Annotated in this window: 12 protein-coding genes and 1 tRNA gene; 8 read left to right on the plus strand and 5 right to left on the minus strand. The window is 43.5% G+C overall.

What is annotated here, in order from left to right; all coding sequences use genetic code 11:
- Nucleotides 1–31 precede the first annotated feature (31 nt).
- Nucleotides 32–116 (minus strand) — tRNA-Leu (locus BS333_RS12005).
- Nucleotides 117–415: 299 nt separating this feature from the next.
- Here BS333_RS12005 and BS333_RS12010 point away from each other — a divergent pair.
- A complete protein-coding gene (locus BS333_RS12010; protein WP_021709328.1) occupies nt 416–892 on the plus strand; it encodes an RDD family protein in 477 nt (158 codons plus the stop codon).
- 79 nt (nt 893–971) lie between these two features.
- Here BS333_RS12010 and lptG read toward each other — a convergent pair whose 3' ends face one another.
- A complete protein-coding gene (gene lptG / locus BS333_RS12015; protein ID WP_021709327.1) occupies nt 972–2,042 on the minus strand; it encodes an LPS export ABC transporter permease LptG in 1,071 nt (356 codons plus the stop codon).
- A gap of 3 nt (nt 2,043–2,045) precedes the next feature.
- On the minus strand, nt 2,046–3,146 hold the full coding sequence (gene lptF / locus BS333_RS12020) for an LPS export ABC transporter permease LptF (protein WP_033003605.1): 1,101 nt from the start codon (nt 3,144–3,146) through the stop codon (nt 2,046–2,048).
- Nucleotides 3,147–3,346: 200 nt separating this feature from the next.
- Between lptF and pepA the strand changes: the two genes are divergently transcribed.
- The 5 genes from pepA (at nt 3,347) to BS333_RS12045 (ending at nt 10,048) form a co-directional block, all read left to right on the plus strand.
- Nucleotides 3,347–4,855: a leucyl aminopeptidase gene (pepA, locus tag BS333_RS12025; protein WP_021709325.1), complete on the plus strand. Its 1,509-nt coding sequence runs from the start codon at nt 3,347–3,349 to the stop codon at nt 4,853–4,855.
- Between the two features lie 81 nt (nt 4,856–4,936).
- A complete protein-coding gene (locus BS333_RS12030) occupies nt 4,937–5,386 on the plus strand; it encodes a DNA polymerase III subunit chi (RefSeq protein WP_033003604.1) in 450 nt (149 codons plus the stop codon).
- A gap of 94 nt (nt 5,387–5,480) precedes the next feature.
- The gene (locus tag BS333_RS12035; RefSeq protein ID WP_021709323.1) at nt 5,481–8,369 is read left to right on the plus strand and encodes a valine--tRNA ligase; all 2,889 of its coding nucleotides are present in this window, start codon (nt 5,481–5,483) and stop codon (nt 8,367–8,369) included.
- A 209-nt stretch (nt 8,370–8,578) separates the two neighbouring features.
- Nucleotides 8,579–8,977, plus strand: coding sequence for a DUF2061 domain-containing protein (locus BS333_RS12040; protein ID WP_021709322.1), 399 nt, complete (start codon nt 8,579–8,581; stop codon nt 8,975–8,977).
- A gap of 165 nt (nt 8,978–9,142) precedes the next feature.
- Complete coding sequence (locus BS333_RS12045; RefSeq protein ID WP_021709321.1) at nt 9,143–10,048, plus strand: bifunctional helix-turn-helix transcriptional regulator/GNAT family N-acetyltransferase; 906 nt, start codon at nt 9,143–9,145, stop codon at nt 10,046–10,048.
- A 15-nt stretch (nt 10,049–10,063) separates the two neighbouring features.
- On the opposite strand, the gene BS333_RS12050 is transcribed toward BS333_RS12045, so the two are convergent.
- Nucleotides 10,064–10,867 (minus strand): glycosyl hydrolase 2 galactose-binding domain-containing protein, encoded by an 804-nt coding sequence (locus tag BS333_RS12050; protein ID WP_021709320.1) that lies wholly within the window; start codon nt 10,865–10,867, stop codon nt 10,064–10,066.
- Nucleotides 10,868–11,127: 260 nt separating this feature from the next.
- Nucleotides 11,128–11,544 (minus strand): ribonuclease E inhibitor RraB, encoded by a 417-nt coding sequence (rraB, locus tag BS333_RS12055; RefSeq protein ID WP_021709319.1) that lies wholly within the window; start codon nt 11,542–11,544, stop codon nt 11,128–11,130.
- An 847-nt stretch (nt 11,545–12,391) separates the two neighbouring features.
- On the opposite strand from rraB, the gene arcA reads away from it, so the two are divergent.
- Together arcA and BS333_RS12065 are read left to right on the plus strand one after the other, a co-directional pair.
- Nucleotides 12,392–13,612, plus strand: coding sequence for an arginine deiminase (gene arcA, locus BS333_RS12060; protein WP_021709318.1), 1,221 nt, complete (start codon nt 12,392–12,394; stop codon nt 13,610–13,612).
- Between the two features lie 145 nt (nt 13,613–13,757).
- Nucleotides 13,758–14,762 (plus strand): ornithine carbamoyltransferase, encoded by a 1,005-nt coding sequence (locus tag BS333_RS12065; RefSeq protein WP_021709317.1) that lies wholly within the window; start codon nt 13,758–13,760, stop codon nt 14,760–14,762.
- The last annotated feature ends 31 nt before the right edge of the window (nt 14,763–14,793 follow it).

The following is a 14,793-nucleotide window of genomic DNA, read 5'->3' on the forward strand; positions in this document are numbered from 1 at the left end:
CGACGTAAGTCGAGGCTTTTTTGTTTTAATATGGTACCGGTGGGCGGACTTGAACCGCCACGCCCGAAGGCAACGGATTTTGAATCCGTCGTGTATACCAATTTCACCACACCGGCATCTTGGGATGTTATCCCTTTGATGCTTGGCATTATACGTATGCTTTTTGTCTACGCAAGAAAAAATCCTTAAATAACTTCTGTTTGTCGATATTTTCACCAAAGCAATGCATTTAAAGCCATCATGAACAAAAAAAGCTCGCAAATCCTTCATCTTGAGACGGTTAGAACGCTCCGAGGTTGAGTGAATGACTCTAAATTGATACCAACATGAAAGACTGTGGGTTCGCTCTCTTTTCACCACGAACGGTTATCGATATTCTGAAAACTACTATTTAATCAGCAGTAATGGCGCGCTCATGACTTCAACTACCCTTCCACCCGCTGGTTTTCTCCGACGATGCGGGGCTCTGTTCTACGACTCTTTAATTATCTTAGCGATTGAAATGATGGCTGCAGGAATTGTCATCGCGATTGTTTTTGCACTCAAAGCAGCAGGCATTGTTGATTACGGCCTTTATCGTGATGCTGCTGAGATGCTCAGTAAACACCCTATTTTAAGCCCTCTATTTAGCTTTTATCTGCTTGCTATAGCTATCTACTTTTTCGTTTTCTTCTGGACACGAGCTGGGCAAACTCTGGGAATGCGAGCGTGGAAAATACAAATTAGGAATCAAAAGGATGCAAAGACGATTACTATCCAACAAGCACTTTTACGCCTCTTAGTCTCCTGTTTTGGCGTCGCCAATTTGACCGCTATCATCGATCCCAAAAAACGCGGTCTGCATGATATGTTGGCGAAAACGGAAGTGGTTGTGCTACCTGTCGCCAAATAAAATCAAAGGAGGTATCAAACCTCCTTCGATTTGCTCGTTTTTTGTCGCCCCATTCGCAAGGCAAACAATTGATTAAAGACTAGTGTTTGCGTCTCAATAACATGATCGCAATAGCTAAGAAGACTAAACTTGGGGCAAGCGCTCCAAAAACAGGCGGGATGTTGTACACCAGTGTAAGCGGGCCAAAGAATTCACTCGATATATAAAAAACAAACCCCGCGATCACCCCTGATAGCACTCTTGCTCCCATTGTTACACTTCGCAGCGGCCCAAAAACAAAGGACAAGGCCATCAACATCATGACGGCAATGGAAACAGGCTGAAATAGCTTACGCCAAAAAGCAAGCTCGTAACGGGATGCGTCTTGCTCTGATTCTTTCAAATAGCGTTGATAGTCATACAAACCACTTAGAGGCAGCTCTTCTGGTCTTGTCGCAACCACAGCAAGTTTGTCAGGTGTTAGAGACGTTTCCCAATCTAAACTCTCAACATCACGCTTGGTGATCACGCTCGGATCCGTTAAGTCCGTCACCTGAACACGCTTCATCAGCCACATGCTCTCTTTTTGATAATCAACTTGTTCAGCAAACGTGACCGTTTCAAGCTGCTTGTCTTGATTAAAATGCCAAACATTTAAACCATAAAGCGTGCCCTCTTCTGCTTTACCAATAAAAATAAAGTCGTTGCCATCTCTTGCCCAAACTCCCGCTTGAACCGAAACGAGGCTCCCCCCAGATAAGGCAAATGCTTTCATATCACGCGCAAGTTTTTGAGCTTGAGGCGCTCCCCACTGGCCTAATATCATGACTAATACCATCAAAGGCACCGCTGTTTTTAGTACTGATAAACCAATATCAAGTTTTGAAAAGCCAGCCGCTTGCATAACCACCAGCTCTGAGCTTGAAGCCAACATTCCTAAACCGATAAGGGAGCCGAGCAGCACCGCCATTGGAAAAAATATCTCCAGATCACGGGGAATGCTCAGCAAGACGTAGTAAAGCGCTTGCATTAAATCAAAGGTTCCTCGCCCTACTTTGCCAAGCTGATCAATATATTTAATGATCCCTGACAAACCAATAAGTGTCGCGAGTACCAGAGCGATAGTAGAAACAATGGTTCTACCAATGTAGAGGTCTAAAATCTTAAACACAGTTTATACGAGCCTCTTCTTACGAAATTTATCTTTTATCCGTCGGACGGCAACACTGTCCATCATATTAGCGATAATGGCCGCTAAAAATAGCATTGCATTAATTGGCCACATCCCCACAACTGCAGGCACATCACCGTCTTCTAAAGCCGACTTCATCGCACTGATTGCAAGGAAATAGGCGAGATAAATTAGAATCGCAGGCCCCATTTTGGCAAATCGACCTTGACGAGGATTCACCGCCGACAATGGAATGACCAACATGGTCAATAATGGGATACACACAAACAATGAAATACGCCACTGTAGCTCCGCTTGAGCTTCAACATTAGGGTTACCAATTAGAGCAGAGGTTGGATAGGCATCCCAAGCTCGGCCTTTTTGTTTTACGTCGCGTTGCCCTATAACACCCTCATATTCTTCAAATTTTGTCACCATATATTCAACACGTGTTGGCACGCCTTCATAGCGAGATCCATCATGCATTTTGATCACTTGGCGACCATCCGATAACTCTTGCACTTCACCTGATGAAGAAAACATGACGCTAGGTAGAATAGAATCACGTGGGCGAATTTGAGCAACAAACACACTGTCTAACTGTTTGTCTTCAACATTATCGATAAAGATAACCGAGGAACCATCTGGCGATGATTGAAATTTACCGGGTGTTAATAAGTCAACACTACTATCAGCCGCAACTTGCTCATAGACCTGCTCTACGCGATCCAGTGCCCAAGGGGACAGCCAAAACGCATTAAACGCAGCTAAAGCCGAAGTCAGCAATGCTAACCACAGGGCTGCTTGTATCAGGAACTTATTCCCAATTCCCGTAGCATTCATCACCACGATTTCACTTTCTGCGTACAAACGGCCAAAGGTAATCAAAATACTGATATACAAACTTAATGGCAGCATCAACAGCCCCATTGAAGGCATGTTTAAAGCAACAATCGAGAAAATAAGCCCTGCCGGTATCTCCCCGTTCGAAGCATCCGCCAAAACACTGATAAAAGTCTGGCTAATAAAGACCAAAAAGAGCACGAAGAAAATCGCAAATTGGCTCTTGAGTGTTTCGCGGATCAAATATCTAACAATAATCACGCTGAAATTACCTATACAAAACTTGTTTTTTTGCTCGAATCACTATAGTTTCCCGTTGAACCATTTATTTTTTTTCAAAATTATAAACTAAATGTTAGCGCTAAAATCAGCTCTTTTGTCAAGACCTGAGCTAAAATTCAACAGCAAGTAAGCATTATCTAACATTTATAGCAATTTGTCTTCAGGATGTAGGAGTACGCATGGAGTTTAGTGTAAAAAGTGGCAGTCCAGAGAAACAGCGTAGCGCATGTATCGTTGTTGGTGTGTTTGAACCACGTCGCCTTTCTCCAGTAGCCGAGCAACTTGATAAAATCAGTGACGGTTACATCAGTTCACTACTTCGTCGTGGTGACTTAGAAGGAAAGCCAGGTCAGATGCTTCTATTGCATCAGGTACCAGGCGTGTTATCAGAACGCGTTCTTTTGGTCGGCTGCGGCAAAGAACGTGAGTTGGGTGAACGTCAATACAAAGAAATCATCCAAAAAACGATCAGCACACTCAATGAAACAGGCTCAATGGAAGCGGTTTGCTTCTTAACCGAGCTGCATGTTAAAGGTCGAGACACATACTGGAAAGTACGTCAGGCAGTAGAAGCAACCAAAGATGGCCTGTACACCTTTGATCAGTTCAAAAGTGTGAAACCAGAAACTCGCCGACCTCTACGTAAGCTGGTATTTAACGTACCAACACGCCGTGAACTGAACCTCGGTGAGAAAGCAATCACCCATGGCCTTGCTGTCGCGTCAGGTGTTAAAGCATCTAAAGACCTAGGCAACATGCCACCAAACATTGCTAATCCAGCCTATTTAGCTTCACAAGCTCGTCGCTTGGCCGATGACTACGAGACAGTGACGACTAAGATCATTGGCGAAGAAGAAATGCAAAAGCTAGGCATGACTTCTTACTTAGCTGTAGGCCGTGGCTCAAAAAATGAGTCAATGATGTCGGTCATCGAATATAAAGGCAACCCAGACTCTGAAGCTAAGCCTATTGTGCTCGTTGGTAAAGGTCTGACGTTCGATTCAGGCGGTATCTCTCTAAAACCTGGCGAAGGTATGGATGAGATGAAGTACGACATGTGTGGCGCAGCATCTGTGTTCGGCACAATGAAAGCGCTAGCGAAGCTAAACCTACCAATCAATGTTATTGGTGTCCTAGCAGGCTGTGAAAACATGCCTGGCAGCAACGCTTACCGCCCAGGTGACATCCTAACAACCATGTCAGGTCAAACTGTAGAAGTACTGAACACGGATGCGGAAGGTCGTCTTGTTCTTTGTGACGCCTTAACTTACGTAGAGCGTTTCGAACCGGACTGCGTCGTAGACGTTGCAACGCTAACTGGTGCTTGTGTGATCGCATTAGGCCACCACATCAGCGGCGTTATCTCTAACCACAATCCTCTTTCTCATGAGCTTATTAATGCCTCTGAGCAAGCAAGTGATCGTGCTTGGCGTCTACCAATGGCAGATGAGTACCACGAACAACTGAAGAGCCCATTCGCAGATATGGCTAACATCGGTGGTCGCCCAGGCGGCACAATCACAGCGGGTTGTTTCTTGTCTAAGTTTGCGAAAAAGTACAACTGGGCGCACCTTGATATTGCAGGCACCGCCTGGAAGTCAGGGGCAGCGAAAGGCTCAACAGGTCGTCCGGTCTCCATGCTGGTCCAATTCCTGCTAAACCGTAGCGGCCAAGAGACAGAAGAATAAATTCTGAATCATAAAAAAGGGCCTAAGGGCCCTTTTTTATTAGTAATCACATCGCTTAGGATAACAAAGGCCAAGATCGTGATGCAAAGAGCAACTTTCTATATCGTCAAACCAGACAGCCCTCAGGCCGATAAAACAGGCTTTGAAGATTACATTGTCTTCCTTGCCCAGCATTTTGCCCGTCAAGGTGCTAAGGTCTATCTGAACTGCAACGATAAATCTCATGCAGAGCAATTAGCAGAAGCTTTCTGGCAAGTCGATGCAGATAAGTTCATCGCTCATAATCTCGTTGGCGAGGGGCCTAAGTATGCAACACCCATTGAAATCGGTTTTTCCGGAGTTAAACCTAATTGGAACCGTCAACTGGTAATTAATTTGGCGGAAAATGAGACAACCTTTGCGAATAAGTTTGCAGAGGTGGTAGACTTCGTGCCTTGCGAGGAAAAAGCGAAGCAACTCGCAAGAGAAAGATATAAAGTTTATCGACAGGCTGGTTATCAACTACAAACCGTCGATATTCAACACCCGTAGTCAATCCTTATAGTTAAGCTCTCCTTATTAAGAGAGTTCACTTATAAAGATTGACTTAAGTTTCAACCATCAACGTATCCATTAAAAGAGCGCCATGGAAAAGACATACAACCCAACTTCAATTGAACAAGCTCTGTATCAGACTTGGGAAGAGAAAGGCTACTTTAAGCCACACGGTGACACTACTAAAGAATCATACAGCATCATGATCCCGCCACCGAACGTCACTGGTAGCCTACATATGGGCCACGCGTTCCAAGATACGATCATGGATACTCTAATCCGTGCTGAACGTATGAAGGGTAAAAATACTCTTTGGCAAGTAGGTACTGACCACGCTGGTATCGCAACTCAGATGGTTGTTGAGCGTAAGATCGCAGCAGAAGAAGGCAAAACTAAGCACGATTACGGTCGTGATGCTTTCATCGACAAAATCTGGGAATGGAAAAACGAATCTGGCGGTACTATCACTAAACAGCTTCGTCGCCTTGGTGCATCTGTTGACTGGGACCGTGAGCGTTTCACAATGGATGACGGCCTATCTAACGCTGTTCAAGAAGTGTTTGTTCGCCTGTATGAAGAAGACTTAATCTACCGCGGTAAGCGTCTAGTAAACTGGGATCCTAAACTGCACACTGCAATTTCTGATCTTGAAGTTGAAAACAAAGACAAAAAAGGCCACATGTGGCACTTCCGCTACCCGCTAGCAAATGGCGTGAAAACGGCTGAAGGTAAAGACTACATTGTTGTTGCGACGACGCGTCCTGAGACAATGCTTGGTGATACTGGTGTTGCTGTAAACCCAGAAGATCCACGTTACAAAGATCTTATCGGTAAAGAAATCCTACTTCCTATCGTTAACCGTCTGATCCCTCTCGTAGGCGATGAGCACGCAGATATGGAAAAAGGTACAGGTTGTGTGAAGATCACGCCTGCGCACGATTTCAATGACTACGAAGTTGGTAAGCGTAACAACCTACCAATGATCAACATCCTAACTTTCAACGCAGACATCCGTGATGCGGCTGAAGTCTTCACTACCAACGGTGAAGCTAGCGATGTTTACTCGACTGAGCTACCTGCTAAATACCACGGCATGGAGCGTTTTGCTGCACGTAAAGCGATCGTTGCTGAGTTTGAAGAACTCGGTCTTCTTGATGAAATCAAAGATCACGACCTAACGGTACCTTACGGCGACCGTGGTGGCGTGGTTATCGAACCAATGCTAACTGACCAATGGTACGTGCGCGCTGCACCTCTTGCTGAACCTGCTATGAAAGCAGTTGAAGATGGCGAGATCCAGTTCGTTCCTAAGCAGTACGAAAACATGTACTTCTCTTGGATGCGTGACATTCAAGACTGGTGTATCTCTCGTCAGCTTTGGTGGGGTCACCGTATCCCAGCATGGTACGACAACGACGGCAACGTATATGTAGGCCGTACTGAAGAAGAAGTACGTGCAAACAACAACCTTGCTCCAGTCGTTGTTCTACGCCAAGACGACGATGTACTTGATACATGGTTCTCTTCTGCGCTTTGGACGTTCGGTACTCAAGGTTGGCCAGAGCAAACAGAAGATCTGAAGACATTCCACCCTTCAGATGTACTAGTAACTGGTTTCGACATCATCTTCTTCTGGGTTGCGCGTATGATCATGATGACCATGCACTTCAACAAAGATGAAAATGGTAAAGCTCAAGTACCATTTAAGACAGTTTACGTAACGGGTCTCATCCGTGACGAAAACGGCGACAAGATGTCTAAGTCTAAAGGTAATGTACTTGACCCTATCGACATGATCGACGGTATCGACCTTGAGTCTCTAGTAGAGAAGCGTTGTGGCAACATGATGCAGCCTCAGCTAGCGAAGAAGATCGAGAAGAACACACGTAAGACTTTCGAAAACGGTATCGAACCATACGGTACTGACGCACTACGTTTCACTCTTGCTGCTATGGCTTCTACTGGCCGTGACATCAACTGGGATATGAAGCGTCTTGAAGGTTACCGTAACTTCTGTAACAAGCTATGGAACGCAAGCCGTTACGTACTGATGAACACAGAAGAGCACGATTGTGGTATGTCACTGTCTGCAACCGAGCGTACAAACATGGAATTCTCTCTAGCGGATAAGTGGATTGAATCTCAGTTTGAGCTAGCAGCGAAAGAGTTTAATGCTCACCTAGACAACTTCCGTCTAGACATGGCAGCAAACACGCTTTACGAATTCATCTGGAACCAATTCTGTGACTGGTACCTAGAGCTAACTAAGCCCGTTCTTTGGAAAGGTACTGAAGCTCAGCAACAAGCAACTCGCTACATGCTGATCACAGTACTAGAGAAGACGCTACGTCTTGCTCACCCAGTACTGCCTTATATCACTGAGTCTATCTGGCAGAGCGTTAAGCCGTTAGTAGACGGTGTTGAAGGTGACACTATCATGCTTCAAGCGCTTCCTCAGTTTAACGAAGAGAACTTCAACGCTGAGATCGTAGAAGACATCGAGTGGGTTAAGACGTTCATTACTGCTATCCGTAACCTACGTGCAGAATACGACATTGCACCGAGCAAAGGTCTAGAAGTAATGATCAAGGTTGCTAACGAGAAAGACGCTGCGCGTATCGAAGCGAACAAGGTAGTTCTGAACTCTCTTGCTAAACTTGACAGCCTAACCGTTCTTGCTGATGACGCTGCTCTTGATCATAAAGAACTTCCAGCATGTGCGACTAAGCTAGTGGGTCAATCTGAACTGATGATCCCAATGGCAGGTCTGATCGACAAAAATGCAGAGCTTGCTCGTCTAGATGGTGAAATCAAGAAAACTCATGGCGAAATCAAGCGTATCGAAGGCAAACTAGGTAATGAAGGCTTCGTAGCGAAAGCACCTGAAGCCGTTGTTGCTAAAGAGCGTGAGAAACTTGAAGGCTACAAAGAGACGCTAGTTAAGCTGGAAGAGCAGAAAACAACGATTGCTGCACTCTAAACTCGCTTAAAAAGAAAGCTTCCTACATGCAAAGGTTGGCCCTGATGGCCAACCTTTTTTATTATCAAATCCTACCAACAACCCCTGCTCCATCATTAGCCCTGTGATTAATAGTTAATACCTATCAAATTAATCTTAACTTTTTACTTGATTAAATGAGAATGATTATCAATAATGATTGCATCAAACTGAATCATGAGAGTATAACCATGAAAAAGACACTCACTTTCGCCTCACTCCATTTTACTATCGCATTTAGTGTCGCTTACTTACTGACTGGTGATATTTTGATTGGTAGCTTAATTGCTATGATTGAACCTTCAGTTAATACAGTCGCATTCTATTTTCATGAGAAAGCATGGTCAGTCATTCCAGCACTTCGTTCCCACCAGTCTAAAACCAAAATAAAAACAGCAAGTTTTGCTACGATTCACTTTAGTGTCGCTTTTACTGTCGTCTACTTACTAACTGGTAATGCATTTGTTGGCGGCGTTATGGCAATGCTAGAGCCGAGCTTGAATACCATTGCTTATTACTTTCACGAAAAAGTATGGCTGCGCAAAACGGGGGCAATCTCAGCAAAATTTTGCGCCCATAATCACGCTTAAACTCTTCCAATTGATGCCATGGTTTTGCCTTAAATAAACATTCATACGTTTGTGTTCTAGCTAATCATGCTATAACAACACACTGTTAAAACGATAAAACCTTGACAAGGTTGCGTAGCGCAATTAATTTAATTGCGCTACGCAACTTTATTTGAGGTAACAATAATGAATGCTCGTCAACTTCGTCACTACTCACGCCAAGCTGTTCGACTACTAGGAATGTTGGAAAAACAGTGCGGTGATATTGCCCTTACACCCGTTCAAGCTCATGCGCTGGGGGAAATAAAGCTACAACCCTTGACGATCAATCAACTGGCTCAACATCTTAATGTCGATAAATCTAATGCGAGCCGCACCATTACTAGCCTAACAAAATTAGGCTTGGTCAAAAGCTTGGAAAATCCAAAAGATAAACGTAGCCAGCTCATCATGATCACTCCATTAGGCCAAACAACCCTACTTGAGCTCGATCTTCAACAAAATGCCTTTTTTGAAAAACTGCTTACTCAGTTAACCAGTGAAGAACAGCAACAACTGAAACGCGGTATGGAGCATTACCTAAAAGGACTGACCAAAGTATGTCAAGCAGATGTATTAGTCTTACGTCCTCTCACCGAAAGCGACAATCAACAAATAGCGCAAGTCATCCGCCAAGTTTCTGCTGAATATGGTTTAACTGCAGACAAGGGCTATGGCGTTGCGGATCCGACTCTGAATGACATGTACTCTGTTTATAATCAACCAGGGGCCGCATATTGGGTAATAGAGCACCAAGGAGAGATAATCGGTGGCGGTGGTTTTTCACCACTTGCGGGGGAACCTAGCATATGTGAGCTACAAAAAATGTACTTTTTACCTCAGGCTCGAGGGAATGGCTTTGCAAAACGTATCGTTTCATTGAGTTTACAATTGGCCAGCCAGCTTGGTTATCGACAGTGTTACTTGGAGAGTACTGCATGCCTTAAAGAAGCGGTAAGCCTATATGAAAAGCTTGGTTTTGACTATTTAGATGCCCCACTGGGAAATACGGGGCATGATGCGTGTGAAATCGTGATGATAAAAGCTCTCTAAGCAACGAACAAAAAATTATTGTTCTGAATGACTGATACAAAGAGTTTGATTTAACGCGATCGAAAATGATTGCTGTTGCCCATCGAGATCGATAGATAATTGGTAAAGGTCTTTTTGGGCGGGGCTATCAGGATCCGCATACTTTGGTGCTTCAATCTGAAACAACGCACTGGCGTGATCCGAACGTACATCAATAGGAATGGAATAAGTCATTGCATTAAAACTCACCGATGCTGATACTAAACCTGGTGCTACCGTTTGATAATACATATCGACTTTAAACTCACATCCCCCACCGTGGTGCCAGATCTGTTCTGTTACTACACGTTCTAAACGCACATTGCGGATAAATTGTAGGTAAGGTTCTTGCCATATTCCTAATCGTTGATCGTTTTTACGATATTGAACTTGTACAGGTAAGCCTTCCTCTGATTTATCTTCATCTAGGAGCAGCTCTTCCTCTTCTTCTGCGACAAATAAAATTTCGAAGCGATTACGCCCCAATTGCATGTATGGGCGAATATCTTTCTTGTATGTCGCTTGTTTTCCATCACAATCAAATAAAGCGACGCCGTTTAAACGCACTTCAGCATGGTAATCCACACCACCTAACACCAGATCAACCGCAGGAAATGCCATCATCGACTCATCGACCTCGATATCGTGCATCAAATGCCATTCTTGCTGACAAATCTTTTCTTCTGTCAATTCAGCAGGCAACACCTGACTCAAAGGCGCAGGAAAAATAATGTCATCTTGTGGAATAGAAAGGTCAGTCAGTGGAGAAACTTGCCATAAGCCGGCGAGTGAGAATTGCATAACAACCTTGAATGTGAACGATTTTCACTCATTATAGGAAGATTTGGCTTCCCACTTCAATGAGAAGTTTTCATCTCATGATATAAGAATGGAAGAGGGACGATTTAAACTCTCTGGAGCCATTATGAATTGATGGGCCTTCAGACAACAAAGAGAAGCTAGCAATAAAAAAGCCCCAATGATTTGAGGCCTATTCATCACGTAATGTGGCACATTATCTGAGAAAAAATCGATAAAGCTTAACGCTCAAACGCAGCAGATTACGCTTCTTCGTCTTCATCTTCGTCAGTATAAAGCGCATCTTCACCTTCGTAGTACGTGCCCCAACCGTCGTAAATGATGTCATATTTCTCTGCAAGGTGAACCAGCTTTTCTACTTGAGCATCAATCGCTTCAGCCTTTAATGCAGACTCCATAGTGGCATCACAACAAAGCAGTTTGTTGCCATCTTCATCTTCTGTCTCTTCTGCTTCAAGAACTTCAAAACCCATTTTGAAAGCTTCAACCACGGCTTTCTCTAATGTGTCGAAGTCTTCTGCAAATAAATGATGCTCAATTTCATAAAGTGAATCTGGATCGCTACCATCTTCAAGCAATGCTGCAATGATGTCGCGAGTCTCTTCCTTTTGAATCTCAATTAATTCTTCTACTGATAGATATTCATCTTCGTGAGACATGTTTTTAACTCCAGATTAGTGACTTGATTGAAACATTATTGATGCGATGAAATATGGCATGGATCGCATTAAAAAGCCACATACAAACACAATCGACCCGAGTATTCTGGGTAATTATTGCTATCTAAAAATGAAAAACCCCCGCGAAACACAAAAATTTAACAAAACGTCACAGCTGTTAATATTCAGAAGATCCTAACTAAAATATATCAAGCAGAATTAAGCAAGAGAGTGCATTTTTATGATTTAATAATGAATGCGATAACCACCTTAAATCACTCAACAACGCATAATATGACGAATTTATGTAATTGTTATTAATAAATATACCTAAATCACCTTCAGGTACCGTGTGCTGCAAGACAGTCTTAGCACATAGAGACGACAACGATACTGAGATATCGTAGCTCCACACTAAGAATTGTTAGCATAGTCCGAGTGTACAGAGTCTAAAAGCTATGGACGCCAGCCCTTTAGGGGCGTGTTACTGAGCCAGCTTCTTGTATCAGGCAGCCTAAAAATAGAGGACGATTCCGCTTTTGTTGTCTTCCTTGAATTTGACTCACTGACCTCGCTCTAAATCAAGCATCTAGAGCTCACTTGGGTATGTTCATTGACTCTCGCTTTGAATGCAATGTTATTTATTAGGGCTAAAAAGAATAAAAACGCATTTTTCAAAAGCCTAAACAAGAAAAATAAAACTTCAGATAAAAAATAATTAACTCATAAATTCAGAATATTAATCTGAAAATTTCTAAATTAGCAACATATACCTAATACAGAATTACTTGCATCTTTGATTCAAGCTTGTCATAACTAGTCCTAAGAACATAAGTAAGGATACATTATGAGTAAGTTGTACGTAGGCTCTGAAGTGGGGCAATTAAGACGAGTGCTGTTAAATCGCCCAGAGCGAGCTCTCACCCATTTAACACCATCAAACTGCCATGAGTTATTATTTGATGACGTACTTGGCGTTGAAGCGGCTGGGGAGGAACATGATGTCTTTGCACGTACCCTTAGAGAGCAAGGTGTCGAAGTGTTGTTGCTGCACGATCTACTCGTTGAAACACTACAGATTTCTGAAGCAAAGCAATGGCTGTTAGATACTCAAATCTCTGATTTCCGCTACGGTCCAACGTTTGCTCGTGACTTACGTCATTACTTCTCAGATATGGACAATGAACACTTAGCTTCTATCCTTTTGGGAGGGCTGGCTTACTCAGAGCTTCCGATCCACTCGGCTTCTATGTTGCCTAAGATGAAGCGTCCTCTGGACTTTGTAATCGATCCACTGCCTAACCATTTATTTACTCGAGATACTTCTTGCTGGATCTACGGTGGAGTGTCGCTCAATCCAATGATGATGCCGGCTCGTCAACGGGAAACTAACCATCTTAGAGCCATTTATCATTGGCACCCCTCTTTTGCTGGTCAGTCATTCATTAAATATTTTGGCGACCACGATCTGCATTATGATAATGCCAATATAGAAGGCGGAGATGTTTTAGTCATCGGTAACGGTGCCGTTCTCATCGGTATGTCGGAGCGAACGACACCACAAGGGGTAGAAAACCTAGCAGCAAGCCTATTTGCTTCAGGACAAGCCAAGGAAGTCATTGCCGTTGATCTTCCCAAACATCGCTCTTGCATGCACTTAGATACGGTTATGACACACATGGATATCGATACTTTTTCGGTTTACCCACAAGTCATGCGTCAAGACTTAGAAACTTGGCGCTTAACACCAAAAGGCAATGGAGAAATGCACGTCGAAGCGTCACGCAACTACCTCCATGCGATTGAGTCTGCTCTCGGACTAGATCAACTCAAAATCATCACCACAGGGGGCGATAGCTACGAAGCAGAACGAGAGCAATGGCATGATGCGAATAACGTGCTAACCGTTAAACCAGGGACAGTCATCGGCTATGAACGTAATGTTTATACCAATGAGAAATATGACAAAGCAGGTATTAACGTTTTAACGATTCCAGGTAATGAGCTAGGACGCGGTCGGGGAGGTGCACGTTGTATGAGCTGCCCAATCGAGCGCGATGGCCTTTAAGCATTAAGTCACCTCTTTTATATCGCTAAAATGATACTAGGGCAGAGCAAAAAACTCTGCCTCATTTAAATAACTATTCACACCTTGTGCATTTTAATGTTTAATAACATTATCTTCATTTAAGAAATAGACACAAGGACGCGCCATGGCTTTCAATCTACGCAACCGTAATTTCCTAAAGCTATTGGATTTCTCACCTCAAGAAATTCATTTCTTACTCAATTTGTCTGCAGAGCTAAAAAAAGCAAAATATTCAGGTACTGAGCAAAAAAAACTGCAAGGCAAAAACATCGCTTTAATTTTTGAAAAGTCCTCAACTCGAACTCGATGTGCTTTCGAAGTCGCCGCTTTTGATCAAGGGGCACAAGTGTCTTACCTCGGACCATCGGGCTCACAGATTGGTCATAAAGAAAGCATGAAAGATACCGCTCGTGTGCTTGGCCGAATGTATGATGGCATTCAATATCGAGGCTTTAGCCAAGCAACAGTAGAGGAGTTAGGCGCCTTTGCTGGAGTACCAGTTTGGAATGGTTTAACCGATGAGTTTCATCCCACACAGATTTTAGCTGATTTTCTTACCATGCAAGAGCACAGCCAACATACTCCCTTGAGTCAAATCACCTTTGCTTATCTTGGTGACGCACGTAACAACATGGGTAATTCACTGATGGTTGGCGCCGCTAAAATGGGTATGGACATTCGCTTAGTTGCACCAAAAGCCTTTTGGCCTGAGCAAGAATTAGTCTTACATTGTCAGACGATTGCAGAGCATACAGGAGCAAGAATCACGTTAACGGAGAATGCCGAAGAAGGCGTCAAAGGTTGTGATTTTCTTTACACAGACGTGTGGGTATCGATGGGTGAATCAGAACATGCTTGGGATGAGAGGGTTAAACTCTTAGCCCCCTATCAAATCAATATGGACATGATAAAGAAAGTCGGAAATCCTAATGTGAAGTTTATGCACTGCCTGCCAGCCTTTCATAATGATGAAACAACCATCGGTAAACAAGTCGCAGAAAAATACAATCTGAATGGCTTAGAAGTCACAGAGGATGTGTTCGAATCTGAATTTTCGATTGTTTTTGACCAAGCTGAAAACCGCATGCACACCATTAAAGCTATTATGGTCGCCACCTTAGGTAACTAGAGCCTTGAATAAAACCGAAAGGTAATCGCTT

This window comes from Vibrio azureus (assembly GCF_002849855.1).
In the GTDB taxonomy this organism is placed as follows: Bacteria; Pseudomonadota; Gammaproteobacteria; order Enterobacterales; family Vibrionaceae; genus Vibrio; species Vibrio azureus.

Bases quoted from the DNA above. Each gene is read 5' to 3' on its own strand.
- BS333_RS12010 (WP_021709328.1), top strand. From the start codon at position 416: ATGACTTCAACTACCCTTCCACCCGCTGGTTTTCTCCGACGATGCGGG.
- BS333_RS12040 (WP_021709322.1), top strand. From the start codon at position 8,579: ATGAAAAAGACACTCACTTTCGCCTCACTCCATTTTACTATCGCATTT.
- BS333_RS12030 (WP_033003604.1), top strand. From the start codon at position 4,937: ATGCAAAGAGCAACTTTCTATATCGTCAAACCAGACAGCCCTCAGGCC.
- rraB (WP_021709319.1), bottom strand. From the start codon at position 11,544: ATGTCTCACGAAGATGAATATCTATCAGTAGAAGAATTAATTGAGATT.
- BS333_RS12045 (WP_021709321.1), top strand. From the start codon at position 9,143: ATGAATGCTCGTCAACTTCGTCACTACTCACGCCAAGCTGTTCGACTA.
- BS333_RS12035 (WP_021709323.1), top strand. From the start codon at position 5,481: ATGGAAAAGACATACAACCCAACTTCAATTGAACAAGCTCTGTATCAG.
- pepA (WP_021709325.1), top strand. From the start codon at position 3,347: ATGGAGTTTAGTGTAAAAAGTGGCAGTCCAGAGAAACAGCGTAGCGCA.
- BS333_RS12050 (WP_021709320.1), bottom strand. From the start codon at position 10,867: ATGCAATTCTCACTCGCCGGCTTATGGCAAGTTTCTCCACTGACTGAC.
- BS333_RS12065 (WP_021709317.1), top strand. From the start codon at position 13,758: ATGGCTTTCAATCTACGCAACCGTAATTTCCTAAAGCTATTGGATTTC.
- arcA (WP_021709318.1), top strand. From the start codon at position 12,392: ATGAGTAAGTTGTACGTAGGCTCTGAAGTGGGGCAATTAAGACGAGTG.